Genomic DNA, 23,136 nt, shown 5'->3' with positions numbered 1-23,136 from the left:
TATAGGGCTCTGGCCTTGTGTCGGAAGCAGCCTATGCGCGAGCCAGCGCCGCCATCCGTTCGATCACCGGCTGAAGTTTTTCCGGCGTCACCGGCTTGGCAACCACCGCATCGACGATCGCCGACAGGGTTGGGCATTCCGGCATGCCGGCATGGGTGGAAAGCAGGATCACCGCCGGCAACGCTTTTCCCAAGCTGCGTCTTGCTGCGGCGATGGCCGGCACCAGATCGTCGCACTCCTTGTTGTCGACGCCCCCATCGAGAATGACGACGCCCGGAATGGTCGATCGCAGCGCCCGGATTGCGCTGTCAGGTGTCTCAACCATCGGCTTGAGGCCCGCGCGCTCCGCGATCTTTGCCAGGACCACCCGGTTGACGGGAGATTTGGCGGCGATCAAAATTTGCGAGAAATCCAAGACAGAGGCTAGGTTGTTCTGGTTCATGCTTTTCCACACCACCCGAGTGATTGCATAGACCTGCAAACGGCAACCTGTCACGGCATTTTTCAATGATAGGTTGTACCTTCGACAGAAGGCGCGGTTCGCTGGCGCCTGTCAAGCAGCATTCTGGCAGCATTCTGGTTTCTCATGGAAAGCACGCCTTTGGGGCGTTCGAACAGGCAATCTTGCCTGCTCTAGAATAAAGAATACCCGAGCGACCGCCCGGGTATTCTTTAGTTTCGATTTTGACTGAACTGGCTCAGTCGGTGCTTTTTGTAACGATCACCGGGATCAACAGGTCGCCCCAGTTGCCGTCGCCGCCATGGTGGCGCGCCGAGCGCACCAGTTCCACCGACACGCCGGCCTCGACGGCCTTCATCACCGACTGGTTGAGCCTGTGCAGATCGTTGGCCAGCATGCGAACGGCGCTCTGCTGGTCGACACCCATCGATGTAGCCTGTTCTTCGGTTCTTTCCTTGACGCGGCTGATAGAGGCCATGGTGCTTCTCCTTTGATTGGTGTGCGCCGCGCTGCCTATTCGGCGGCCGGCCGGAACTGCGCCTGCTCGGCAGCCGACTTGAATTGCGCCTGCTCGGTGGAGCCGTGCATGGCGTTGGTCGACGACTTGCCGCCGGTGATGGCCATCGAGACAGCATCGAAATAGCCGGTGCCGACCTCGCGCTGATGCTTGGTCGCGGTATAGCCGTTTGCCTCGGCGGCGAACTCGGCATCCTGCAACTCCGAATAGGCAGCCATCTGGCGATCCTTGTAGCCACGGGCAAGCTCGAACATGCCGTAGTTGATCTGATGGAACCCAGCCAGCGTGATGAACTGGAACTTGTAGCCCATAGCCCCCAGTTCGCGCTGGAATTTGGCAATGGTGGCATCGTCCAGATTCTTCCTCCAGTTGAAGGAAGGCGAGCAATTATAGGCCAGAAGCTTGCCCGGATGATGCTTGCGGACGCCTTCGGCAAACTTCTTGGCCTCTTCGAGGTTCGGCCTCGACGTTTCCATCCAGATCATGTCGCAATAGGGCGCGTAGGAGACGGCGCGCGCGATGCCGGCGTCGATGCCGTTGCGTATCTGGTAGAAGCCTTCCATGGTGCGGCCGGCTTCGTAATCGACGAAGGGCTGGTCGCGTTCGTCGATGTCGGAGGTGAGCAGTTTGGCCGCTTCCGCGTCGGTGCGGGCAACCACCAGCGTCGGCGTGCCCATCACGTCGGCGGCAAGCCGGGCCGCGGACAGGTTGCGGATGTGCGCCGCCGTCGGGATCAACACCTTGCCGCCGAGATGGCCGCACTTCTTTTCCGAGGCAAGCTGGTCTTCATAGTGGACGCCGGCGACGCCCGCCTCGATGAAGGCCTTCATGATCTCGAACGCGTTGAGCGGACCGCCGAAGCCGGCCTCCGCATCGGCGACGATCGGCGCGAACCAGGTATCGACCGACAGGCCCTTGCCTTCCGAAACCTCGATCTGGTCGGCGCGCTGCAGCGTGCGGTTGATCCGCTTGACGTGTTCCGGCGCGGCATTGGCCGGATAGAGCGACTGGTCGGGATACATGGCGCCCGCCGTATTGGCGTCGGCGGCGACCTGCCAGCCGGAAACGTAGATGGCCTTCAGCCCGGCGCGAATCTGCTGCATGGCCTGGTTGCCCGTCATCGCGCCGAGCGCGTTGACGTAATCCTCTTCATGAATGAGCTTCCACAGCCGGTTGGCGCCGTTCTCGGCCAGCGTGTGCCTGATCTGGACCGAACCGCGCAGCCGCTTCACGTCCTCCGGCGAATAGGGACGCTCGATGCCGTCGAAGCGGCCTTCCGGCGCGGAGGGAGTGAGGTTGTAAAAATCGGTCATGAAAGGCTCCTGCTAGGCTGATCGCTTGGTTTTCAGGCACCGCACCAGCAAGTCGCTGCTGCGTTTGGGTGTGACTGTATTTACATTGCGGTGCGAGATAAGCGAGGAAAACCCACGTTTTCGGGCGAAAAATCAAGAAAACCTGTCTTGTGTTTGACTTCATTGCCTTGTAAATTTGTAAAGGTTGTAAAAGCAAAAAACCGCCATTCGTGGATGGCGGTTTGTAAATCGATGTCAAGGATCGCTCATGGCCGAGCAGAAAATCTTCGCCGGACCGCGCATTCGCCGCATCCGAACGGCCCGCAAGCTGACGCAGACGGCGATGGCCGAGGGCCTTGGCATCTCGCCCTCCTACCTGAACCTCATCGAGCGCAACCAGCGGCCCTTGACGGTGCAGCTCATCCTCAAGCTGGCCTCCGTCTATCATGTCGAACCGGAGGAATTGCAGGGCGAGGCGCGTGGCTCGGTCGCCGCGCTGAGGGAGGTGTTTTCCGATCCCCTGCTGGCCGGCGAATTGCCGGGCGACCAGGAGATGATCGAGATTGCCGAAGCCGCCCCCAATGCGTCGGCGGCGGTGATAAAACTCTACCGGGCCTACCGCGAACAGGCCGAGCGCCTGTCCGACCTCAATGCCTTGCTGGCGAAGGAGGGCCGCTCGACCGCGCTTTCCGGCGCAAGGCTGCCGATCGATGAAACGCATGAGGTTTTCGAGCGCCGGCCCAACCACTTTGCGGCGCTGGAGGAAGAGGCGGAAGCCTTCAGCACGGTGCTCGACCCCGGCGACGATCTGTTCGGTGCACTGAAAAACTGGCTGAAGCGCGAGCATGGCATCATCGTCAAGGTGCTGCCGGTCGCGACCATGCCCAACTGGCGCCGCCGTTACGACCGCCACTCGCAGCGCCTGTTCCTTTCGGAGCGGCTGTCGCCCTTCGACCAATTGCGCGAAGTGGCGATGGAAGCCTGCCTGATGCGCATGACGGTTGCGGTCGCGGCCCAGATCGAGGCGCTAAAACTTTCTTCCGACGAGGCGCGCCGGCTCGCCCGCTTCGAGTTATGCCGCTATGCGGCGCACGCGCTGATGATGCCCTATCAACCTTTTCATGCGGCGGCGCAACGCGCCCGCTACGACATCGACGTGTTGCGCTCGCGCTTCGGCGTTTCCTTCGAGCAGGCGGCGAACCGGCTGACCATGCTGCAGCGACAAGGCAATGCCGCGGTGCCGTTCTTCCTGCTGGAGGTGGACAATGCAGGCAATCGCTTCCGCCGGGCCGGTGCGCAAGGGTTTCCGCACAGCCGCTTCGGCGGCGGCTGCCCGAAACTGCCGGTGCATGCCGCTTTCACCCAGCCCGGCCAGATATTCGTCGAGGCGGTGGAAATGCCGGACGGCGCGCAGTTTCTCTGTGTGGCGCGCACGCTGGAAGGCCCGCAAGGTTCCTTTAACGAAAGGCCGCGCCGCACCGCTTTGCTGATGGGCTGCGACATCGGCTTCAAGGACGAGGTGATCTATGGGGCGGCCCTTCCCGGTGTCGCGCCCGGCACCGCCGCCAAGGCCGGCCAGCCATCGGCAACACAAGTCGGGCCAGCGTGCCGGCTGTGCGAACGCATCGGCTGCCTGTCGCGCGCCGAGCCGCCGGTAACGCGCCCGCTCGGCCTCGACGAAATGGTGACGGGCCTGTCGGCCTTCGATTTTCAGTGAGCGGCGCAGCCGCCCGGCTTTCCCGAACAAGAAAAAGGCCTGGATCAATTCCTGTTGACCTATGCTCAGCAAATTTCGCTTGATCGAGCGTTGACATTTCGTCCATCTAGCGCCGGCGGCTTTCCGGCCGCCTGGAGAGAACATTCATGGCGCGCGACACGACCGATTTCCGGCCCATCGAAGGCATGGACGAACTCGTCCAGCATCTGGCCGAGGGCAACAAGCCCCGCGACCAGTGGCGCATCGGCACCGAGCACGAGAAATTTCCGTTCTATGTCGACGGCAACGCACCCGTGCCCTATGGCGGCGAAATCGGAATCCGGGCCATCCTGGAAGGAATGCAGCAAAAGCTTGGCTGGGATCCGATCATGGATGCCGGCCGGATCATCGGCCTTGTCGAGCCGACCGGCCAAGGCGCCATCAGCCTAGAGCCGGGCGGGCAGTTCGAGCTTTCCGGCGCGCCGGTGGAAACGATCCACCAGACCTGCCGCGAAGGCAACGCGCATCTGGCGCAGGTGCGCGAGATAGCCGAACCGCTGGGCATCCGCTTTCTGGGCCTTGGTGGCAGCCCCAAATGGACGCTGGCCGAGACGCCGACCATGCCGAAGTCGCGCTACGAGATCATGACCCGCTACATGCCCAAGGTCGGCACCAAGGGCCTGGACATGATGTACCGCACCTGCACCATCCAGGTTAACCTCGACTTCGAGAGCGAGGCCGACATGCGCCGCAAGATGCAGGTTTCGCTGAAACTGCAGCCGCTTTCGACGGCGCTGTTCGCCAATTCGCCCTTTACCGATGGCCGGCCCAACGGGCTTTTGTCGTGGCGCGGCGACATCTGGCGCGACACCGACAACCAGCGCTCTGGCCTCAAGGAATTCTGCTTCTCGCCCGAATTCGGCTTCGCCGATTATGTCGAATGGGCGCTCGACGTGCCGATGTATTTCGTCATCCGCGAAGGCCGCTACCACGACATGACGCATATGACGTTCCGGCAGTTCATGGCGGGCGCGGCCCGCAAAGAACTTCCAGACGGCGTGCCGACGATCGGCGACTGGGCGAACCATCTGTCGACGCTTTTTCCCGACGTCCGGTTGAAGCGCTTCCTGGAAATGCGGGGCGCCGATGGCGGGCCGTGGCGGCGCATCTGCGCGCTGCCGGCCTTCTGGGTCGGGCTGCTCTACGACGAGGCCGCGCTCGACGCCGCCGAGGCGCTGACCGCTGACTGGAGCTATGCCGAAGTACACGCGATGCGCGATGCCGTGCCGGAGCAAGGCATTTCGACGCCGTTCCGCAACACGACGCTGCGCGACGTGGCGCGCGAAACGGTCGCCATCTCGCGCATGGGGTTGAAGAACCGGGCGCGCAAGAACCACGACGGCTACGACGAAACCAGCTTCCTCCACACGCTGGACGAAGTGATCGCGCGCGGCACGACCAGCGCCGAGGAAATGCTCAACGCCTATCACACGCGCTGGGACGGTTCGATCGAGCCGGCGTTCCTGGAATACGCTTATTGAACCGCTGCCGGCGGGCGCAGCGATTTCGGTTTCTATCGGGACAGGAAATGCACTAATCTCCACAGACACGGTTTGAGGAGACGGCGATGCTTCCCCTTTTCGATATGCTGGCGCAGGCGCAGAACGGCCAGGGCATGGAGTTGCTGGCCAAGCAGTTCAACCTTTCGCAGCAACAGGCGCAACTGGCGGTGGAGGCGCTGCTTCCGGCGTTTTCGCAAGGGTTGAAACGCAATACCGCCGACCCCTACGGGCTTGGGGCTTTCATGTCCGCCATGGCGAGCGGCCAGCACGCAAAATATTTCGAGAATGCGGGCAATGCCTTTTCGGCCCAGGGCGTGAGCCAGGGCAACGACGTTCTTGGCCAGTTGTTCGGCTCGAAGGACCTTTCACGCGCGGTGGCGGCACAGGCGGCGCAGGCCACCGGCATCGGCCAGCAGGTTCTGCAGCAGATGCTGCCGGTGATCGCCTCGATGGTGATGGGCGGCCTGTTCAAGCAATCGACGAACCAGATGCAGGCAGCCGCCGGTTCGGGCGGCAACAACCCGCTTGCCGAAATCATCGAGCAGATGATGAAGCAGGGCGGGCTTGGCGGCATGATGGGAGGCCAGCCAGCGCCGCAACCGCAGGCGCCGCAGCCCGCCAACCCTTTTGATCCTTCGGGCGCTAATCCGTTCGGCAAGGTGCTGCAGGATATGTTCGGCGGCGCTGGCGGCCAGCCACAGCAGACGCAAAACCCCGCCGGGGCCAATCCGTGGGGCAAGATTTTGCAGGACATGATGGGAGGCGGGCAGCCGGCGAACGCGCCGCAGCCACAGGCCGAATCCAATCCGGATGCGGAGCCGAAAAACCCCTATGGCGACATTTTCGGCAAGATGTTCGAAACAGGCAGCAAGCAGCGCGACGACTACCAAAAGGGCGTCGAATCGATTTTCGACCAGTTCACCAAAGGCATGGACCGCCGGTAGGCACCCTGCCCGACCCTGCCGGGCGATGCCGCCGCTCTAGTCGCGATCCGGGAAGACCCACACGGATGAAAGGACGTAGCTGGCAGCGCTTGCCGCAATGGTGGTGAGTGCCGACATTGCCAGGGGCGACAGGCCGAAGCGCGTTACCGCGATATGGGCAAGTGCGCCGGAAAACAGCGCGCAACCGAGTTGCAGCGCCACGTAGCGGGGCAGTGTGTGGGCATGATCGTGCTTGCCTTCGAAAGTCCAGGAACGCTGTGCCGTATAGGCGACCAGGAACGCTATTCCATAGGCAACGACGCTGCCGGTGAAGGGCGCCATGCCGAGCGAGACGAACAGCCAGGACAGGCCGAAAAACAGCGCCGCAGCACCTCCGCCCACGATAACGAAACGAACCATGCGCGGGCCGCCAAGCCCATGCAGGATTTCTCCCATGGCGCTCAAGCGTGCGGCTCGGGACGGCCTGCACCGGCAGTCATCCGCTTGACCGGGATTTCCAGCACGCCGAGCAGGAAGGCCGAGAAAAAGACCTGCAGCGAGATGACGACCAGCGTCAGCCCGACAATGACGATGCGCGGAATTTCCGAATCGTTCAGGGGGCCGAAACCGAGATTGGCCCATCGCAGTACGGCGTAGCCGAAAAACAGGATACCGCCGGCAAAGCAGATGCCGGCATTGACGGCGAGCCGGTCGGTGCTGATGGTCGTGGACAGCCAACTGGACCCGCGCGTGCTCGGCAGCATGCCCGTTTTCTCGGCATAGCAGCGCGATATCACGCCGAAGGTCAGCAATTGCACGCCGGAGATGATCATGAAGCAGGCCGCGGTGAATGTGTTCAGGTCGAGCGACATATTGTCGATGACGCGCAACGGCCCGAATAACAGCAGTGCCGCGAACACCGCGCCGACGCCGCACAAGACCGCGCCGGGAACGAAGAACAGCCAGCGCGGATTGTAGACCAGCAGGAATTTCAGGTGACGCCAGCCGTCGCGCCAGGTTCGCAAGTGCGGCGGGCGGCTGCGGCCGTCCGGCTTCAGGGTCGTGGGCACTTCCTCAATGCGCAGGCCGGCCAATGCGGTGCGCACCACCATCTCGCTGGCGAATTCCATGCCCGTGGTTTGCAGGTCGAGCTTGCGGATCGCTTCCGTGTTGAAGCCGCGCAGGCCGCAATGGAAATCGCCTGCCTCGATGCGGAAAAACAGGCGGCCGATGAAGCTCAGGACCGGATTGCCGAGATAACGGTGGAGCGGTGGCATCGCGCCGGGCTCGATACCGCCCTGGAAGCGGTTGCCCATGACGAGGTCGGCGCCGTCGCGCAGCCGCACCACGAAAGCGTCGAGCGCGGAAAAATCATAGCTGTCGTCGGCATCGCCCATGATGACGAAACGGCCCCTGGCGCTCGCAATGCCGCCCAGAAGCGCTGCGCCATAGCCTTTTTGCGCAACCGGAACGACGCGCGCGCCCAGGCCGGTGGCGATGGCCTGCGATCCGTCCGTGCTGCCATTGTCGGCGATCAGGATTTCGCCGGAAATGCCGGCCGCGTCGAGAAAGGCTTGGGCCTTGCCGATGCAGACGGCCAGCGTTTCGGCCTCGTTGAGGCAAGGCATCAGCAGCGTCAATTCGACTTGGCCGATAGCGGCGGCGCGTGTGGGAGTGACTGCGTTCATGGTTGTGACCCCGCCCAAAACACCCGCCGCGGCCAAGGGAGCCTGCGGCCTTTACTGGGACCCTTGCACGGCAAGCCTTAAAAAACCGATGACATGAACCGTTGATTTCCATGTAACCCGCCCTGACCTTCCGACGCGATTGGCATGGAGCCAGCAAGCCTGTAAGGCAAAGCAACAATTCGCTGCTCGCCGGAGAACTTCCATGGCCATGAAAATCGCCGTCCAGATGGACCACATTTCCACCGTCTCGATCGCGGGCGACACCTCGTTCGCGCTTTCGCTGGAGGCGCAACGGCGAGGGCACCAGCTTTTCCACTACACGCCCGACCGGCTTTCGATGCGCGACGGCAAGGTGTTCGCCCGCATCGAGGAGATGACGGTGCGGGACGAAGAGAAAAATCATTATTCGCTTGGCGCTCCGGTGCGCACCGACCTGGCGGAGATGGACGTGATCCTGCTGCGCCAGGACCCGCCCTTCGACATGAACTACATCACCACCACCCATATGCTGGAGCGCATCCACCCGAAGACGCTGGTGGTCAACGACCCGGCCTGGGTGCGCAACAGCCCGGAAAAGATATTCGTCACCGAATTTCCCGATTTGATGCCGGAAACGCTGATCACCAAGGACGTGCACGAGGTCGATGCGTTCCGCAAGGAGTTCGGCGACATCATCATCAAGCCGCTTTACGGTAATGGTGGTGCCGGCGTCTTCCATCTCAACGAGACGGACCGCAATTTGACCTCGCTGCTCGAAATGTTCGCGCAGCTATCGCGCGAGCCGTTCATCGTGCAGCGCTATCTCAAGGATGTGCGCAAGGGCGACAAGCGCATCATCCTGATCGACGGCGAGGCTGTCGGCGCGGTCAACCGGGTGCCTTCGGCAACCGAATCGCGCTCGAACATGCATGTCGGCGGCCGCGCCGAGAAGTCCGAACTGACGGAGCGCGAGCGCGAGATTTGCGCCCGCATCGGGCCATCGCTGAAAGAGCGCGGCTTCATCTTCGTCGGCATCGACGTGATCGGCGACTACATGACCGAGATCAACGTCACCTCGCCGACCGGCATCCGCGAGATCAAGCGCTTCGGCGGAGCCGACATCGCCAGCCTGTTCTGGGACGTGGTCGAAGGCAAGCGGCAGCGCTGACGGCCGAAGCGGGGCCGCGTGGCCCTGCCGTTTGTTCCAGCCATGCAACCTGGCACAACTCAGTTGCACCCTGGCCGCTAGATTGTTCTTGTAATGTTCTTGATTTGACCGCCTGGATGTGCTTGTCTGGCCCCAGGGTGACGGGCGGTCGATCAAGAGAGACGCGCCCGTCCTTGGGGCAAAGGAATGGTTTCTCGCGTTCGCACCGTGGCGTTCCAGGGCATCGAGGCCGTTCCGGTCGACGTGCAGGTGATGGTCGCGCCCGGCAAGGTCGGCATGTCGATCGTCGGCCTGCCCGACAAGGCGGTGGCTGAAAGCCGAGAGCGGGTGCAGGCGGCACTCCATGCTTCCGGCCTGTCGATGCCGGCAAGGAAGGTCACGATCAATCTGGCCCCTGCCGATTTGCCCAAGGAAGGCAGCCATTAATTCGCCAGAGGCCTTGCTGACAAAGGGGTTGGTGGCCAAACGGTTTTGTCACTCACCACATGCTCACCAGCGACATGGAACGCGACATGGTTGCCGGTCGCCTCGCCATACGGCATCATTCTCGGAAATGGGAGGAAGGGCATGTCCCTGGCTATCAAACAGGTCGACCTTATGCGGGAACTTGTTGCCAAGCACGGTCGCAAGCCTGAGTTAGTTTGCCCGTTATATGCCGAAGCTGAGAGAGACGGCATTGTTCTGCGAAAAAGCAACAAACACGGGATAAGCCCTGACCAGTATGCTGAGCGGCTTTACCGCGATGGCGACAAAAAAGGCTGGCTCTGACGCGCCATCGTTATGCACATCGCCCCTCAGCAACATGGATTGACGCCTCACCCTACCGGCGCGATTGTGCGGCAGCGGGAGGGGAACATGAAGCCGTTAGTTGCATTTGTCGCTATCGCGATGTCGCTGCCCACAAGCGCATCAGGCGCTTACCTAGATGGGTCGCGCCTTGAGGAATTGTGCCAAACCAACCCCTCATTTGTCACTGGTTACGCCTTGGCTCTCGTCGATGAACAGGAGTTCAACAAAATGGTTCCGGTGCTAAAATATGGGTACGTCAAGAGGCGGCTTGAGATATGCGTTCCTGAAGGGGTTACCGCTCGAACCATTCGCGACATGACATGCAATTACATCGCAACTCACCCGGGCGCTCGGGCGAAGACTGGCGCGGCAGTCGTCTATCTCGCGCTAAACCCCTTCGACTGCATTGAAGGGGTAATTCCCAATCCACCGTGAAATCACCGTAAGCCACCATTCTAAACACGGGCGAAGACAGGGCGCAAAGCTTGACGCCTCTCCTCGCTGGCGCGATGGTGGCTCGGGGTTTTGGGGAGTACGTGGCATACAACGGATCGTCAGGGCATTGGGCTCGCTTCAGGTTTTGGGCGGCGTCTTAACGTTCATATGGGCACCAACCGCCATTCAAGAAATCCTTGGCGCGGTACTGTTCGGTATGGGAGTCATGGCAATTGGTATCGGGTGCCTGATCGAGCGGGCGGACAAGCAGCTTGCGGCTCTGGACACGCTCAAGCCGAAGGTTAGCCCGTCCTCCTCCCCATCATCTGCCCCTCTCCAGTGGTGATCCTCAAGCCGCGTTCCATCAAGAACCACTCCAGCTTTGCAGATGCTCCCTCCATGTCCGATCACGTCCTGCCCCAGACCAAACACCCGAAGCTGATAGTCGTCGTCGCGTTCGACCGTGGCGAGGATGGGGAGTTGTTCCCCGCGTTCGGCCCCGCCGATCAGCAGACGGAAGATCAGAACCGCCCGATCGTCGGCTGACAAGCACGTCGGGGTGATTGCCTGGAGCCGTGAGGCCAACCCGGATATTGGGGAGTATGGGCCGCCGAAGACGCTGTTCGTGTTGGGAGAGGTGCCGGATATGGAGTGAGTTTATCGGAAATCCGCTATAAACGACAAACTGATCCCTCTTCGTCTAACGGTAGGACATCGGCCTTTGACGCCGTGAATCGTGGTTCGAATCCACGGGAGGGAACCAGCTAACCGCCTTTCGCCTTCTGATACAGGTTTTTCTCGACCAGCCTAAAGCCGCCAATGCTGTCGCGATCCGGGGTGAAGATCAGCCCGATTTTCTTGCCCCCACACTTCGAGCATCTGAGCTTAGGCTCCAGATCGGTTGCCATGGCTGGGAAATCTGGTCCGAAGTGATCCATCAGTAGTTCAAGATTGAGCTTCTGGTTGTGATGGCATGATGAGGCGTGGCAATAAGCTTGGACGGCCACACCGGCGTCGATGAGTGATTTCAGCGTCCATTCCTTGGCCACGGCTATTCCTCGCTCCAGACAGGCACGCGCCGCATCTGGATCGCTACCAGCCGCCGGATACGAAGGCCAACGGCCTCGCGTCCTGTCGGCCAGAAGGCTTGCACGTCAAGCATCCCGTGGTCCTTGCCGCCTTCGCACTTCATGCGGTGCATGAGGGAATCCACGTCCACGTCACCGAATATCTGGATCAGGTCGTCAGGCCGGTAGTTGTGCGACCGCTTGCAATATTTGCATGTTACCCGAACAAGCCTGATCCCGCCCTCGTTGAGGCGCGACAGCACGAAGTCGTTCTTCTTTGGCCAATAGGGTTCCGGCATGATGAGAACGAATAAGGAACATTTTCCTTGCCGGTCAAGATGGATTATGGAATTCATGCGATCAAATTTGGAGTCTGCGTCCTATGTGCAACCTCTACAATGTGACGACTAGCATCGAAGCGCTGCGCAAATTCACGCGGGCCTTACGCGATCTTTCGGGCTTCAACGAGCCGAGCCGTGATGTCTATCCGGGTACTTTGGCACCAGTTGTCAGGATCGGAACAGATGGGCAACGAGAGATCGCGCCGCTGACATGGGGCATGCCCTCGCCACCAGCCTACGTGAAGAATTATGATCCGGGCGTGACGAACTCCGCAATGTCGGGTCGCCGCACTGGCGGCGCTGGCTTGGCCCCGAAAACCGATGCGTCGTGCCGTTTACCAGCTTCGCCGAGCCGAACCCAGCCGCGAAGGTCGAAGGCGGTCGGACGCCGAATGCATGGTTCGCTCGCGATGAAAGCCGCCCGATGATGTGCTTCGCTGGGTTCTGGACGCCATGGCGCGGCGTGAAGAAGGTTCGTGATGGTGAGCGGGAATTCGAACTGTACGGCTTCCTGACCACGTCGCCGAACGGGATCGTCTCACCGATCCACCAGAAGGCGATGCCTGTAATTCTCACGACTGCCGACGAGATCAGCTTATGGCTGTCCGCCCCATGGGCTGAGGTAAAGCACCTTCAGCGCCCCTTGCCCGACGACATGCTGATGCAAGTCGAGCCGCCGGCAAAGCTTGAAGCCGAAGGATTACTGCTATTATGAGCGATGAACCGCTACGCCTCGCCGAAGGCATGACGCCAGCGCCGCGCGAGGAAACCAAGATCCTCAATCACAAGTGCGAACACCTTGGCTGCGAAAGTGCGGGCGGTTGGGGATTTGGTAGGCCGAGGCATGATACACATTGGTTCTGCTTTGCACATCGCGCAGACGGCGAACCGTTTCTATAGCGCAACCAAATTCCCGGCTGCGCATTGTGGCGAAATGGAAAAGATTAAGCGCCCTCAGCAGCCTGGCAATTATCCGAACCGCGCTTTCGATTGTGAGGAAGCGATGGATATCGCCATCACCGAATTGGTCGACGCAGCAAGCAATGCGGGCTGGACCATCCCGGAAGCGCTGGACGCGATTGCGCGCGTAATCCCGAATCAGCGCAAGGCTTATGCGATGGACCCCGATCCGGCTGACGATCCGGTACCGTGATCAGCCGAACTGCCTGCCCTCTCGCACAAATACCTTGGCCTTTCTCGCTGCCGCCACGAAGGCCTTTCTGGCCGCACTGACAGCCTTGCGCTGCTCCATGACGTCCATCATCGCCTGAAGCGCAGAACGGTATTCGACGCCGCGTTCAGTTTCCGGCCATCGGTTCAGCAGAAAATCAGCGGCTTGCGCCGTCCGTGTCACGGTCAATAATCGGCCGGTTTGCTCCGTCGAAATTGTCACTGGAAGGTCGAAGTCCTCATCACGCATGTACTCGACTCCACAACTATGGCGAGTCGAACGGCTTGCAGGGTGATTTGTTCCGCCTATCGGCCGAGCGGTTGCCGAGACAGTGAGACCATCTCATCTTCGGTTGTGATGCCGGCCATATAATTGGCGATGATGCGAGAAGCACGATTTTCTCTCTGATCGTTTGTCTCGCCCGGTACGGTTACTTGATTGAACACTCGCTGAAGTAGCGCAACCTCGGAAGGCTCGAAGAAAGCTCCCGCCTCCTGCATCTTGCGTTCCATGGGCATGCGGCCATCCTCCCTGCGCGATATTAAAAGCACAAAAAAGCCCGCGCATCCATCAGGACACGCGGGCGGTGGTATCCGCTGAAATAGCGCAAGAAAAAAGCGGGCCGTGATGCCCGCTTCCCTTCGGTCTTGAGACTTGTCCGCCGCCGGTACATTCGTGGTCGGCGCACCATCAATCAAGGCAAATGCGGCTACTGCTGGGGAAACCCTACATCGTATCTCGGCGAGCGTTCCCTGCCGGCGTGCAGCCTATGATGTTTCATATGGGGTCGTCCCACTAAAAACCAAGCGAATGCAAAAAGCCCGCCACCTGAGGGGACGAGTGGCGGGCTCTCTGGAGTAAGAGGACGAACATCCTCTTCCGCGTGCGTCCACACGATTATACTGAAATGACGGCCCAAGCGTGTGGTTCCATCAAAAGCACAAAACCCGCCACCTCGCTGGTGGCGCCGAATTATGCGGCGACCCGCTCAGCGATGGCCAAGAAGATTGGGCTCGGCCACAAGAAGGAAGCTCAGCCGGAGCGGTTCCTGCCAAGCGTGGTCGGAAGCCGAAAGCCGCCTAGACCCGCGAACGAAAGCGCCTGGCTCACGAGAGACGGCGGGCGTCAGCTTTCGACCTCATTTCGGTCAAAGACGAACTGCTTTGGCCGATGGCTGCTTTTGGCCCTCAAAGCAGCCACTTGGCAAAATATCCTGCCGCTGCGGCCCGGGAACGGCATCAGATCGGCCATTGGCGGCACGCGCACTGGGTTCTCCTCCTGAAGTCCAACAAAGAAGCGATCTTCACGGGAGCTGCGCGGGCGAGTGGCGGAGAGCATCAAGTGTGCCTGGGCTTGAGGGTGTCACCTAGGAAATTGGCGCTCGGAAAGTTAATGGTGTTGAAGTAGCGGCTGTTTCAGCGCCGGTGTGCGCATGGCTCTCGGACAGAGTAATTACCTGCCTGTGACTGAGATCACGGTATGCAATGTGAAGGTATGATTGTGAACGAAAAAGAGCAGGGCATCAAGCTTCTCGAGATTATCGCGACGACGGCCTACCCGATTGTTTCTGCTTACGAATACGAGTTCCTGAAGCAAGAGGAGATCGTTCGGGAAAGAATGAAGGCGGCCACCGTCTATTTCATTCTCCAGCGACCGCTCACATTTTTCGACAACCTCGCTCCAGGAGACGGAGAACTAACTTTCGATATCTGGGACGGCGTCAATCCCCCATTGAAGTGCCAAGTCGACCTGTCGGCTTACGACGTGGAGCCGGGGACGGAGGTTAGCCTCGAAGTGCAATACTTCCGAGAGCCGGCCAGCAAGATCGCGCCCTACAGGGAGGTAGCTGCGTTTCGCCTGAGAAAGCTCGATGACACCTTGATCGTCTGGGAAACTCCACAGAAGCTGCTGTACGAGGTTTTGGCGAACGGTCTTAAAGTTTCGATCGAGGGCGACATCGCTCCCTACCTAAAATTCCACGTACACTACATCGGTCAGGCGTTCGCCCAGAAGGTCTGGGACCGCCTTACTGGCCATGAGAAGATGCAAAAGATCCTCACGTTGGAGGCACCGCTAAGCTCGCTGACCACGCGGCCGCCTTTCGAGATTTCGATCCTAATGCTATCCGTCGTGGGCATGAACGACGCATCCGCGTGTTTCAACTGGGAGGCAGTGCTCCCTAAGGATGCAAAACCCATCCTTCATGAGTTTGACTTTGAAGACGATAACAACAGTTTCGAGAAATATCAGGCGCCGCTTCTTGCCTTAGGGGCGCCGGAGCTAACCAACGAGGTTGAGGCGCTACTCATCAACCTGTTTAAGCCTGAGTACAACGAGAAGCTGTTTAAGAACTACCCGAACATCAAGAACGGCACACGCTCGGCCGGCTACACGCACACCGAGTTGATTATCGAACGCCTCCCCGCAGTGCTCTCCACGAAGCAACATACCGAAACGTCAATCTTTATCGGCAGCTTAGGCGAGACAGATGCTTAGTGAAGTGCCCACGAAGGGCCGTTGGTCTGCCGCAACTCGAGAAAGGCCTCAACGTCCGTTCTTGGCGCAAACCCGACGTATGCAGCTCGGTACCGAAATGTCAGCTAACCACCCATTTCAGACTTATAAATCGCAAAAGCCCGCCCATCCATCAGGACACGCGGCGAGCATATTGCTGGCGTTGGAAAGATGGTGGGAGCCGGTTGCGGCCAAAGCGTTATTCGTGGTTGTAAACTTTGAAGTTGTGGTCGACCCACAGAACATAAAATATCTGACCAACCTTATAGCCGATAAACCGCTTGCGCCCCGAATAGTGCAGCGAATGAAAGAAATCGACATCCTCCGTCACGGATGGAGGGACGGCGCGCTTGATCTGCCTACGCGGAATTTCCTCGCTGCCCATCCCTTTGTTTGACGTGCCGCGGATCTTTCGCCACGGCTCTCGACTTAACATGAAAATTCGTTTCGCCAGCGAGAGGCGATCGTCGTCCAGGCAGCAGTTGAAAGAGTTTCCCGAACCGTCCTGCATTTTCTCAAAAGAGAAAGCTGGCGGTAGCAAGTCGGGGTTTTGGGGTGCCGCGGGAGCGGCGGCCTTGAGGAAGGGAGCTTTCTTTCCCCTCTGTTTAGTTGGTTTTCCCATAGACGGCGCTCACGTAATCCTCATCTATCTGAGGCGCGAAAAAATCAATCATCGCCTCGATGGGGATGCGCTTATTGCCGCGATAGGCGTCAAGCCATGGCTTTTCCTCGTGGGTCATATTCCGGAGCCGCCACGGCGAATACTGGCCGTAGTATTCGTAGATGTCGTCGAGGGCCTTGCGGTCGCTCGGATCGATCTGCTCTGCGTCAAAATCAGTGACGACGGGTATAGGATGCGAACCGTTGGCCTTATATTTGTGATAGAGCCCATTGACGACAGGGCCGTGATCCCAAGCGGCGATCTCCTCGCGGAAAAGCGGCTCTCCACCTCTCATCGCGGTAATCAGCCCCTGAGCGTAATAGCAGAGCTTCTGGAGCTTCAAATTGGACACGTCATTGTCCTCCGCTCCCGACAGGGACAGCAGATAGGACGCAATCTGGTCGACTGAGTACGTGGTCATTGTTGCTCCATCTCCGGCTAGACCGAAGAAGCCTCCGCGAGCTTCGAATCGAACCCTATGCCGAATGTGCTAGTCGCACAATGCGTGTTAATTGTGCAGTGCGGCAAAGATGACACCTTCGTGAAACATTACCGCGACACTCGTAACCAAAGCGTTTGAGCGCAGCTAAGGTTCCAGATTACCCCCGCACCCACCCCATAATCTTCGCCACGCTCTCCCCGAACATGACGGTGTCGAGGATGCCGAGGATCAGCCTCAGGGCAGCTACTTGCCGCCGTCGATCAGCAAAGCATTGGCGTTCAAATCCACCCATCGGCCGCCAGAGCGGCCCAAGTGACCCCGCCCCACATGGCAATTGATGCCAACTGCCAGAACATGCTTCGCCGCCGTTCCTTGCTGATATCGATCGTCGGGACGTATTTCAGCGAGAAACCCGGCGTGGTTTCGACGTAGGGGGTAGAGCTTGGCTCGATCCCGCGCTCTAACTTCATGCGACGTGCGAACGTCCAACTGGCGATGCCTCCCTCCAAGGGCGTCCCGTACTTCTTGAACAGCGCCGATCCTTCGATCACGACCTGGCGCTCGAGGTCGGACACCGGGCCTAATTGGCCCTTCGGCAGCGCCACTTTCACCTTCTGGACCTCGGAAGGCACGCTGTCCTCCCCAATTACGGACACCAGCGCCTCCCCGATTTTGAGCGTAGGCAATTCCTCTTTCGTCTTGAAGCCCTTGCGGGGTCGGATGGTATCGGCCGCCGCCTTGATCTTGCGCAGCGATTCCGCGGTATGGGCGCGCATGGCGTGCAAGATGCGGGTGCCAAGCTGCTCGAGTACGGCCGACGGCACGTCGGTGGGCGATTGGGTGACAAAGAACACACCGACGCCTTTGGAGCGCACCAGGCGCACCAGGCGTTCGATCTTGTCGACGAGAGGTTTCGGCGCATCCCGAAACAGCAGGTGCGCCTCATCGAAGAAAAACACCAGCTTGGGCTTTGGCAGGTCACCTGCCTCGGGCAGTTTTCGGAATAGCTCCGTCAGCAGCCACAGCAGGAACGTTGCGTAGAGCTTCGGCGCTTCCATCAGTTGATCAGCATGCAGGAGATTGACGACGCCCCTACCGCCCCCATCCACCGCCATGAGGTCCATGATGTCGAACGGCGGCTCGCCGAACAGGCGATCGCCGCCCTGCGATTCCAGAGCCAGGAGATTGCGCTGGATGGCAGCGATCGAGGATGCCGTGACGTTGCCGTAGCGCTTCGAAACATCCTCCCTCTCCTCGGCCATCTCATTCAGCGACCAGCGCAGATCGTCCAGCGTGAGCATGTAGCTCTGTTCGTCCGCGGCCTTGCGGAATGCGATCTCCATCGCGCCTTCCTGCGTCGGGTTGAGGCCGAGCATGCGCGACAGCAACCCCGCACCCATCTCCTGCACGCTCGTGCGCACCGGCAGCCCGCGTTGGCCGAAGATATCCCAGAAGGCCACAGGCGAGGCCGTGGAGACGCCCGCCAGGTCGCCCTTGACGTCTGCGGCGAAGACCGGCACGCCGGCGGCCGACAGGCCTTCGATGATGGTTTGCATCGTCGTGGTTTTGCCTCCGCCTGTCGAGCCGGTGATGAGGCCGTGGCGCGTTACAGCCCGCAATTGGAGTAACAGAGGTTTTCCGGCAGAGGTGAAACCGATCTGGATCGAATTCATAACGATGTTTCCTCCTTCTAGTGGTGCTGGGCAGTATGGGCAAACCCGCTTGGAAATGGCGCTCTTGTCGGGGACGTTTCGCATTGTGAGTGTTGCATACTAGGCAATTCTTCGCAACTTGAAACGAACGAAATCATAATTAAAACAACGGTTTATGGACTTTTCGCAAGCCGAGGCATCAACGGATTGTGCCTGCGCGACACATAAGCGGTCGCTGGTTTGCACGCGCGCTCTTGACCCTCCAATGGCTTCCAGAAGGGCCGCTTCCCGTTGCCGCCTAGCGGCGACAGGAGAAGCACGTCACAAGTGTCGGCCGCCGCTTGCTTGTCGCGCCCAAAGCCGAGACACGCGCTCGGCACGCGCGTGCCGCGCACCCGATGTTGCGCCCCCTCACGCGTGCCTACATGCGACCCGCGCGCGTGCGCATGCCGAGCCGCATAAAACCTGGCGCTGGCGTAGGGGCAGCATTTAGCTCGGCCTGCTGGTGGCACGGAATGACGAGCGCGTGATGCGTAGTGCTGCCTGCCGAGCCTGGCCTCTCCCGCCCCCAGGAAAGCGCTGCAAGGGACCGTACGGGCACACGTATACGCCGCGGAGCGCCGCTCGCAAATACGGGCCGACCTTATGTCCTATAGAGGCGTTCCTCTGCCTTCTAGGCGGTTTTCGCACGAATCGTGCGTCATGAAGCAATCTCGTCGATTTATCGTGCAAGCCGGTAGTGCATTTCGGGCTTTTTCATGCGATTCTATGCATTCAAGAAGGAGAGCACCGATGCGAGCTTATGACATGGCGATGTCCGCCCCTTGGGCGATGCTTGCCGAAAACGTCGAGCAATTGCTCGAGATCGCCGCCCGCGATCACGATCCAAAGGCCCTGGAGGCTTATCGAGCGACCCGGGCCGATCGCGGCGAACGCCTGCTCGTCCGAGACAATGTCGCAATCCTGCACATCGCCGGGCCAATGTTCAAACGTGCCAACCTCTTCGTGCAGATTTCCGGGGCGACGTCGTACGATATTCTCCGGCGCGATCTTCAGGCTGCCCTGGACGACAAAGCCATCGATGCCATTCTGCTCAACATCGACAGTCCTGGCGGCGAGGTTGCAGGCTGTGATGAATTGGCCGCAGCAATCTATGCAGCGCGCGGGCGTAAGCCCATCACGGCGTATGTTAGCGGGATGGCTGCGAGCGCCGCGTATTGGATAGCGTCGGCAACCGGCCGCATTGTCGTCAGTGACAGCGCTATGCTCGGCTCGATCGGCGTGGTGTTGGGCATGACCGATCGAAGCAAAGCCGATGAGCGGGCCGGCATCACGCGCGTTGAATTCGTGTCATCGCAATCACCAGGCAAGCGGCCGGATCACGGCGCCGACGAGGGCAAAGCGCGTATGCAAAAGCTCGTCGACGACCTGGGCGATGTGTTCGTTTCGGCGGTGTCCAGGTATCGCGGTGTCAGCAAGGCAACGGTCCTGTCGGACTTCGGTCAAGGTGGCATTGAGGTCGGCGCAAATGCTGTGAAACGGAAGATGGCCGACGTGGTTGGTCAGTTCGAAGCCACATTGCGGGCGCTATCGGCCCAAGGGAGAAACGGAAAGTCAGCACGCGGCTCGGTGGCACATATCACCGGCGATCAGGGCTGGCACCTCGATCCGGCTCGAGCTCGGGCCATTGCGGAATTGAAGCAACCCCCGGCTGCCGGCGCGGCGTCCATCCCCCAACTGCCGACATTTGCGTTCAAGCCGGCGAGAAGCGGCAGTTGGGCCAAGGCCGTTGCCGGCGCAAACGGCGGGATCAAGTCGCAGTCTTGGTCTTGGCCGGCTTCGGATCGAAACGGCCATCAGTGACGGCGACATACAGGTCGTCCTCAACGACGGAGACAATGATACGCCGGAGAAATTCGTCGGGCGCGCAGCCGACCTTTGCAGCGCATTTCGAGAGCCGTTTGCGGGTTCCCGTGAAAAGCGGGACAGGAACGATCGTGCAGCGCGTGCCATCGATTTCGGCCCGAGGCAAACCCCACCGGCGCCACTGCCCGCGCACGGTTTCTTTTGACGTTCCGTCGTTCATTATTTTTGCGATATCGACGGACGTGTAGCCGCGCCCCGTCAGGTAGCCGATGTAGGCCGCCTTGGCGCTCGTCCATCTGTCGATCCTGGTCTGAGAGATGCGGAACCGTTCGGTATGATGGCGCTTGCCTGGGGCGAGCGGCTTCTTCGTGGGTGAGTCATGATACTCGCGATAGCGGATGGTGTTGTCTGGTGCGACGTCATCGATTTCCGGGGCAATTGGCGGTGCTTCGACAGGCCTGCGCTCGGCTGCAGCTTCCATCACTTGGCGGCGCGCGGCGCGCGCTGCACGTCGATCTCTGGGTTTCATTTCGGCCGATCGTACACGCGCCATAGGGCCCTCCATTGCTATGAGTTTTTGTAACATCTTCGGCATGATTTGTGTGAGTTTTTCTGCTAGGCTTTCAGCGAGACTAATCTGGATTGGAGGTCAACATGGCACAGACCCTTATCGGCCGGATGCGGCTCCTCGTTGAGGCAAAAGGCCTTGGTGAGGGAAAGAAGGTTGAGGGCACGCTGCGCTCCATAGAGACCGCGGCCAAGCGACTCGGCACCGCGCCATGGGGCGCAAATTTCCAGCGCCAGGCTGAAAAGATGGCGCTGAGTTCGAAGGAATTCGATCAGGTGCGTCGGTCGTGGAATAGTCTGCAACGCGATATGAGCACGCGCAGCCTCGCGTCCGCCCTGCGCAAGTCCGAAGTATCAAACTGGAAGAATTCCACGCTCGGCCATTTCGCAGGCATCCGCGCCGATATGAAGAGTACCGAAAATCGGGCAAGAGAGCATGCGCGGATAATGTCTCGCGTCTTGCGGCCTATTGGCTATGCCGCGGGGGTGGGAACGCTCGGCTACGGGATCGGCATCGGCGGTCGGGCTGCCTTCAAGGCAGCGTCCGACCAGACTCGAACCAAGTACCGGATGCAACTCGCCAACATCCCCCCCGAGGAAGTGGAGAAGATGTCTGGGGAGGCCAGCCGCCTCAGCACCAAGTATGGTTCGGTCGACGAGAGCGACATCCTCGAGTTGAACAAGACCGCATGGGCCATGATGGGCGGCAACGGGGATCGCGCCCGTGCTCTGATGGAGCCGCTGGTCAAATCGTTTGTGATGGATGTCTCCGCGGTCGATGTGGAGAAGGCCGGCGAAAACCTGAACAGCTTTATCAAGGCGATGGACAACCTCAATATCAACGAAGGTCCGGACGGCGGCGTTGGAAACATCGAGGCGATACTCGAGGGGTGGACCAAGGCCAAGCAGGTTGAAGGCAAGGACGTCGACATTGGCGAGATCCTTGGTTTTGCGCGCCGCGCCAAGGTGTCCAAGTATGCGTTGAATGACGATTTTCTGACGAGTGTGCTCCCGGCACTCGGGCAGGACATGGGCTTTAGCGCGCTGGGCGACGCCCTTTCCGGCGCCTACCAAAACTTCGTGACGCCAAGCTCGGGCGGCGTGCAGGGGCAGTATGTAAAGCGCCAGAAGGCGGCTGGCCTCCGCGATGAAAACAACAGCTTGATCGAGCGCGATCTCTTCGCGGCCAATCCTTATGAGTGGGCGCTGAAGGTCCTGAAGCCACAACTGGAAAAGAACGGGACGGACACGGGCAACACGGCCGCGCTGTCGGAGGCCGTCAAGAAGTTGATGTCGAACTCCAAAGCGGCCGCCGCCATCACGGGCTGGATACAAGCCCAGGTGCAGATCGACAAGAACGTGGCTCTGTACAAGAACGCAGCCGGCACGAAGCCGGCCGAAGAGGCGAGGCAGAACGATCCCTTCGCAGCACAGGAATCCTTGCTGGCCTCGCTACGGAACCTCTCCGCCGCCGTCCTCCCCATGAGCACGATCTCCGCCGGGCTGAACTCCTTCGCGGACACGATCAATGCGTTTAAGGATAAAATCCGCGCAGGAGATCCAAAGGTTATGGGGGCTGCGGGGCTTGGCGCGGCAGCCGCCGGTTTTGGTGCTTGGAAGATCACGACCGGCATCTGGGGGCTTATCACCGCGGGCACGAACCTCAACGCGGCCGCTGTCTCGCTGGAGGCCGCGGCAATCTCTCTGGGCGGGGCAGGCATCCCCGGCGGGGCAGCCAAGAAGGGCGGCCTCGGGGCACTGATCGCCAACCCGTGGGTATGGACCGCCTTAGCAGCCGCAGCAGGTGCCGCCAAGGTTATACGGGACACATCGGCTTCCAACGCCAAGGACAGCAAGGCTCCCCCGCCGAAATACTATTCTCAGGGAGCCGACCAGGATCGCGACAATTATCGTCGTCTCTATGGCGGCATCCAGTTCGAAGGCGGTATGCACCGGGTCGGCGTCGGAGCCGCGCCAGCGCCGGGTGAGCCCAGCGCGCCTATGCCTCGCAATTCGGACGGGACGCTGACACTCGACACTAGCGGCGCCACGAGCGAGGCAATGCGCGCGGGCGGCGAAATCAAGGATGCGCTTTCTATCCACGCCACGCCTACGGTCGACATGAGTCAGGTCCAGCAGTTGGAAGCAGCCGCCAGGCGAATCCGAGACACGTTTTTGCAGATTGGCTCAGCCGCTGGCAAAGCTGGCAGGGCTGTGGTCGGGGCCCAAGATAATTTGGACGCGCAGATGCGGCGAACCTACTCGGATTACGGGGTCGTACCCTGACCGGTGAATGAAGAAGGGGCTCTCCTATCTTGGAAAGCCCCTTTGATTTGTCCGGCATCT

24 protein-coding genes, 1 tRNA gene and 3 pseudogenes are annotated in these 23,136 nt (G+C 60.3%); 14 read left to right on the top strand and 14 right to left on the bottom strand.

The genetic code is table 11. The features are described from left to right. Positions 1–31: 31 nt before the first annotated feature. The 3 genes from ACX3P0_RS19555 to aceA form a co-directional block, all read right to left on the bottom strand. Positions 32–508: a response regulator gene (locus ACX3P0_RS19555; protein WP_459091097.1), complete on the bottom strand. Its 477-nt coding sequence runs from the start codon at positions 506–508 to the stop codon at positions 32–34. A 190-nt stretch (positions 509–698) separates the two neighbouring features. Beyond that, a complete protein-coding gene (locus ACX3P0_RS19550) occupies positions 699–938 on the bottom strand; it encodes an SMc00767 family acetate metabolism repressor (RefSeq protein ID WP_459091095.1) in 240 nt (79 codons plus the stop codon). A gap of 35 nt (positions 939–973) precedes the next feature. Next, the gene (gene aceA, locus ACX3P0_RS19545) at positions 974–2,290 is read right to left on the bottom strand and encodes an isocitrate lyase (RefSeq protein ID WP_459091093.1); all 1,317 of its coding nucleotides are present in this window, start codon (positions 2,288–2,290) and stop codon (positions 974–976) included. Positions 2,291–2,537: 247 nt separating this feature from the next. On the opposite strand from aceA, the gene ACX3P0_RS19540 reads away from it, so the two are divergent. From ACX3P0_RS19540 to ACX3P0_RS19530, 3 genes are all read left to right on the top strand, one after another. Beyond that, a complete protein-coding gene (locus ACX3P0_RS19540) occupies positions 2,538–3,986 on the top strand; it encodes a helix-turn-helix domain-containing protein (RefSeq protein WP_459080816.1) in 1,449 nt (482 codons plus the stop codon). 146 nt (positions 3,987–4,132) lie between these two features. After that, on the top strand, positions 4,133–5,506 hold the full coding sequence (locus ACX3P0_RS19535) for a glutamate--cysteine ligase (protein ID WP_459091091.1): 1,374 nt from the start codon (positions 4,133–4,135) through the stop codon (positions 5,504–5,506). 86 nt (positions 5,507–5,592) lie between these two features. After that, positions 5,593–6,471 (top strand): DUF937 domain-containing protein, encoded by an 879-nt coding sequence (locus ACX3P0_RS19530; RefSeq protein ID WP_459091089.1) that lies wholly within the window; start codon positions 5,593–5,595, stop codon positions 6,469–6,471. A gap of 36 nt (positions 6,472–6,507) precedes the next feature. Here the strand turns inward: ACX3P0_RS19530 and ACX3P0_RS19525 are convergent, their stop codons facing one another. Next, positions 6,508–6,906, bottom strand: coding sequence for a GtrA family protein (locus ACX3P0_RS19525; RefSeq protein WP_459091187.1), 399 nt, complete (start codon positions 6,904–6,906; stop codon positions 6,508–6,510). A 5-nt stretch (positions 6,907–6,911) separates the two neighbouring features. Then, positions 6,912–8,138, bottom strand: coding sequence for a glycosyltransferase family 2 protein (locus ACX3P0_RS19520; protein WP_459091087.1), 1,227 nt, complete (start codon positions 8,136–8,138; stop codon positions 6,912–6,914). 202 nt (positions 8,139–8,340) lie between these two features. On the opposite strand from ACX3P0_RS19520, the gene gshB reads away from it, so the two are divergent. The 6 genes and pseudogenes from gshB (at position 8,341) to ACX3P0_RS19490 (ending at position 11,272) form a co-directional block, all read left to right on the top strand. Then, positions 8,341–9,285, top strand: a complete 945-nt coding sequence (gene gshB / locus ACX3P0_RS19515) for a glutathione synthase (protein WP_459091085.1) — start codon at positions 8,341–8,343, stop codon at positions 9,283–9,285. 186 nt (positions 9,286–9,471) lie between these two features. Next, positions 9,472–9,708: pseudogene (locus ACX3P0_RS19510) on the top strand (magnesium chelatase domain-containing protein); the annotation flags it as partial. Between the two features lie 144 nt (positions 9,709–9,852). Beyond that, entirely contained in the window at positions 9,853–10,053 is a 201-nt protein-coding gene (locus tag ACX3P0_RS19505) for a hypothetical protein (RefSeq protein ID WP_459091083.1), read from the top strand. Positions 10,054–10,140: 87 nt separating this feature from the next. After that, positions 10,141–10,509 carry a Rap1a/Tai family immunity protein gene (locus ACX3P0_RS19500; protein WP_459091081.1) on the top strand — a complete coding sequence of 123 codons (369 nt, stop codon included), beginning with the start codon at positions 10,141–10,143 and terminating at the stop codon, positions 10,507–10,509. Between the two features lie 399 nt (positions 10,510–10,908). After that, a pseudogene (locus tag ACX3P0_RS19495) lies at positions 10,909–11,164 on the top strand (hypothetical protein). Positions 11,165–11,198: 34 nt separating this feature from the next. Beyond that, a tRNA-Gln gene (locus ACX3P0_RS19490) sits at positions 11,199–11,272 on the top strand. Position 11,273: 1 nt separating this feature from the next. On the opposite strand, the gene ACX3P0_RS19485 is transcribed toward ACX3P0_RS19490, so the two are convergent. Continuing rightward, positions 11,274–11,558: a hypothetical protein gene (locus ACX3P0_RS19485; RefSeq protein WP_459091080.1), complete on the bottom strand. Its 285-nt coding sequence runs from the start codon at positions 11,556–11,558 to the stop codon at positions 11,274–11,276. Positions 11,559–11,560: 2 nt separating this feature from the next. Beyond that, positions 11,561–11,875, bottom strand: a complete 315-nt coding sequence (locus ACX3P0_RS19480; RefSeq protein ID WP_459091078.1) for a hypothetical protein — start codon at positions 11,873–11,875, stop codon at positions 11,561–11,563. An 83-nt stretch (positions 11,876–11,958) separates the two neighbouring features. Here ACX3P0_RS19480 and ACX3P0_RS19475 point away from each other — a divergent pair. Next, positions 11,959–12,632, top strand: a pseudogene (locus tag ACX3P0_RS19475) (SOS response-associated peptidase). Positions 12,633–12,761: 129 nt separating this feature from the next. Continuing rightward, positions 12,762–13,070, top strand: coding sequence for a hypothetical protein (locus tag ACX3P0_RS19470; RefSeq protein ID WP_459091076.1), 309 nt, complete (start codon positions 12,762–12,764; stop codon positions 13,068–13,070). Here the strand turns inward: ACX3P0_RS19470 and ACX3P0_RS19465 are convergent, their stop codons facing one another. The 3 genes from ACX3P0_RS19465 to ACX3P0_RS19455 all read right to left on the bottom strand — a co-directional run bounded on the left by ACX3P0_RS19465 (position 13,071) and on the right by ACX3P0_RS19455 (position 14,426). Further along, positions 13,071–13,337 carry a DUF982 domain-containing protein gene (locus ACX3P0_RS19465; protein WP_459091074.1) on the bottom strand — a complete coding sequence of 89 codons (267 nt, stop codon included), beginning with the start codon at positions 13,335–13,337 and terminating at the stop codon, positions 13,071–13,073. Between the two features lie 56 nt (positions 13,338–13,393). Beyond that, entirely contained in the window at positions 13,394–13,606 is a 213-nt protein-coding gene (locus ACX3P0_RS19460; RefSeq protein ID WP_459091072.1) for a hypothetical protein, read from the bottom strand. Between the two features lie 607 nt (positions 13,607–14,213). Continuing rightward, positions 14,214–14,426, bottom strand: coding sequence for a hypothetical protein (locus ACX3P0_RS19455; protein WP_459091070.1), 213 nt, complete (start codon positions 14,424–14,426; stop codon positions 14,214–14,216). A gap of 162 nt (positions 14,427–14,588) precedes the next feature. Here ACX3P0_RS19455 and ACX3P0_RS19450 point away from each other — a divergent pair, with 162 nt between their 5' ends. Further along, positions 14,589–15,584 carry a hypothetical protein gene (locus ACX3P0_RS19450; protein WP_459091068.1) on the top strand — a complete coding sequence of 332 codons (996 nt, stop codon included), beginning with the start codon at positions 14,589–14,591 and terminating at the stop codon, positions 15,582–15,584. A 217-nt stretch (positions 15,585–15,801) separates the two neighbouring features. Here the strand turns inward: ACX3P0_RS19450 and ACX3P0_RS19445 are convergent, their stop codons facing one another. The 3 genes from ACX3P0_RS19445 to ACX3P0_RS19435 form a co-directional block, all read right to left on the bottom strand. Beyond that, positions 15,802–16,224: a hypothetical protein gene (locus tag ACX3P0_RS19445; RefSeq protein WP_459091066.1), complete on the bottom strand. Its 423-nt coding sequence runs from the start codon at positions 16,222–16,224 to the stop codon at positions 15,802–15,804. After that, on the bottom strand, positions 16,208–16,684 hold the full coding sequence (locus tag ACX3P0_RS19440; protein WP_459091064.1) for a Panacea domain-containing protein: 477 nt from the start codon (positions 16,682–16,684) through the stop codon (positions 16,208–16,210). The genes ACX3P0_RS19445 and ACX3P0_RS19440 overlap by 17 nt, the downstream gene beginning before the upstream one ends. A gap of 299 nt (positions 16,685–16,983) precedes the next feature. Further along, positions 16,984–18,378, bottom strand: a complete 1,395-nt coding sequence (locus ACX3P0_RS19435) for a helicase HerA-like domain-containing protein (protein ID WP_459091062.1) — start codon at positions 18,376–18,378, stop codon at positions 16,984–16,986. Positions 18,379–19,149: 771 nt separating this feature from the next. Here ACX3P0_RS19435 and ACX3P0_RS19430 point away from each other — a divergent pair. Further along, positions 19,150–20,220, top strand: coding sequence for a S49 family peptidase (locus ACX3P0_RS19430; protein WP_459091060.1), 1,071 nt, complete (start codon positions 19,150–19,152; stop codon positions 20,218–20,220). Here ACX3P0_RS19430 and ACX3P0_RS19425 read toward each other — a convergent pair. Continuing rightward, positions 20,168–20,704, bottom strand: coding sequence for a hypothetical protein (locus ACX3P0_RS19425; RefSeq protein ID WP_459091058.1), 537 nt, complete (start codon positions 20,702–20,704; stop codon positions 20,168–20,170). The two genes, ACX3P0_RS19430 and ACX3P0_RS19425, sit on opposite strands and share 53 nt — an antisense overlap. Before the next feature lie 173 nt (positions 20,705–20,877). On the opposite strand from ACX3P0_RS19425, the gene ACX3P0_RS19420 reads away from it, so the two are divergent. Further along, on the top strand, positions 20,878–23,076 hold the full coding sequence (locus ACX3P0_RS19420; RefSeq protein WP_459091056.1) for a hypothetical protein: 2,199 nt from the start codon (positions 20,878–20,880) through the stop codon (positions 23,074–23,076). Positions 23,077–23,136 lie beyond the last annotated feature (60 nt).

This window comes from Mesorhizobium sp. A556 (assembly GCF_054489545.1).
The sequence above is the reverse complement of the archived record's forward strand: the minus strand, read 5'-3'. Positions and strand labels throughout refer to the sequence as shown.

Bases quoted from the DNA above. Each gene is read 5' to 3' on its own strand.
- ACX3P0_RS19550 (WP_459091095.1), bottom strand. From the start codon at position 938: ATGGCCTCTATCAGCCGCGTCAAGGAAAGAACCGAAGAACAGGCTACA.
- aceA (WP_459091093.1), bottom strand. From the start codon at position 2,290: ATGACCGATTTTTACAACCTCACTCCCTCCGCGCCGGAAGGCCGCTTC.
- ACX3P0_RS19540 (WP_459080816.1), top strand. From the start codon at position 2,538: ATGGCCGAGCAGAAAATCTTCGCCGGACCGCGCATTCGCCGCATCCGA.
- ACX3P0_RS19535 (WP_459091091.1), top strand. From the start codon at position 4,133: ATGGCGCGCGACACGACCGATTTCCGGCCCATCGAAGGCATGGACGAA.
- ACX3P0_RS19530 (WP_459091089.1), top strand. From the start codon at position 5,593: ATGCTTCCCCTTTTCGATATGCTGGCGCAGGCGCAGAACGGCCAGGGC.
- ACX3P0_RS19525 (WP_459091187.1), bottom strand. From the start codon at position 6,906: ATGGGAGAAATCCTGCATGGGCTTGGCGGCCCGCGCATGGTTCGTTTC.
- ACX3P0_RS19520 (WP_459091087.1), bottom strand. From the start codon at position 8,138: ATGAACGCAGTCACTCCCACACGCGCCGCCGCTATCGGCCAAGTCGAA.
- gshB (WP_459091085.1), top strand. From the start codon at position 8,341: ATGGCCATGAAAATCGCCGTCCAGATGGACCACATTTCCACCGTCTCG.
- ACX3P0_RS19505 (WP_459091083.1), top strand. From the start codon at position 9,853: ATGTCCCTGGCTATCAAACAGGTCGACCTTATGCGGGAACTTGTTGCC.
- ACX3P0_RS19500 (WP_459091081.1), top strand. From the start codon at position 10,141: ATGAAGCCGTTAGTTGCATTTGTCGCTATCGCGATGTCGCTGCCCACA.
- ACX3P0_RS19480 (WP_459091078.1), bottom strand. From the start codon at position 11,875: ATGCCGGAACCCTATTGGCCAAAGAAGAACGACTTCGTGCTGTCGCGC.
- ACX3P0_RS19470 (WP_459091076.1), top strand. From the start codon at position 12,762: ATGATACACATTGGTTCTGCTTTGCACATCGCGCAGACGGCGAACCGT.
- ACX3P0_RS19465 (WP_459091074.1), bottom strand. From the start codon at position 13,337: ATGCGTGATGAGGACTTCGACCTTCCAGTGACAATTTCGACGGAGCAA.
- ACX3P0_RS19460 (WP_459091072.1), bottom strand. From the start codon at position 13,606: ATGCCCATGGAACGCAAGATGCAGGAGGCGGGAGCTTTCTTCGAGCCT.
- ACX3P0_RS19455 (WP_459091070.1), bottom strand. From the start codon at position 14,426: ATGCTCTCCGCCACTCGCCCGCGCAGCTCCCGTGAAGATCGCTTCTTT.
- ACX3P0_RS19445 (WP_459091066.1), bottom strand. From the start codon at position 16,224: ATGGGAAAACCAACTAAACAGAGGGGAAAGAAAGCTCCCTTCCTCAAG.
- ACX3P0_RS19440 (WP_459091064.1), bottom strand. From the start codon at position 16,684: ATGACCACGTACTCAGTCGACCAGATTGCGTCCTATCTGCTGTCCCTG.
- ACX3P0_RS19435 (WP_459091062.1), bottom strand. From the start codon at position 18,378: ATGAATTCGATCCAGATCGGTTTCACCTCTGCCGGAAAACCTCTGTTA.
- ACX3P0_RS19430 (WP_459091060.1), top strand. From the start codon at position 19,150: ATGCGAGCTTATGACATGGCGATGTCCGCCCCTTGGGCGATGCTTGCC.
- ACX3P0_RS19425 (WP_459091058.1), bottom strand. From the start codon at position 20,704: ATGGAAGCTGCAGCCGAGCGCAGGCCTGTCGAAGCACCGCCAATTGCC.
- ACX3P0_RS19420 (WP_459091056.1), top strand. From the start codon at position 20,878: ATGGCACAGACCCTTATCGGCCGGATGCGGCTCCTCGTTGAGGCAAAA.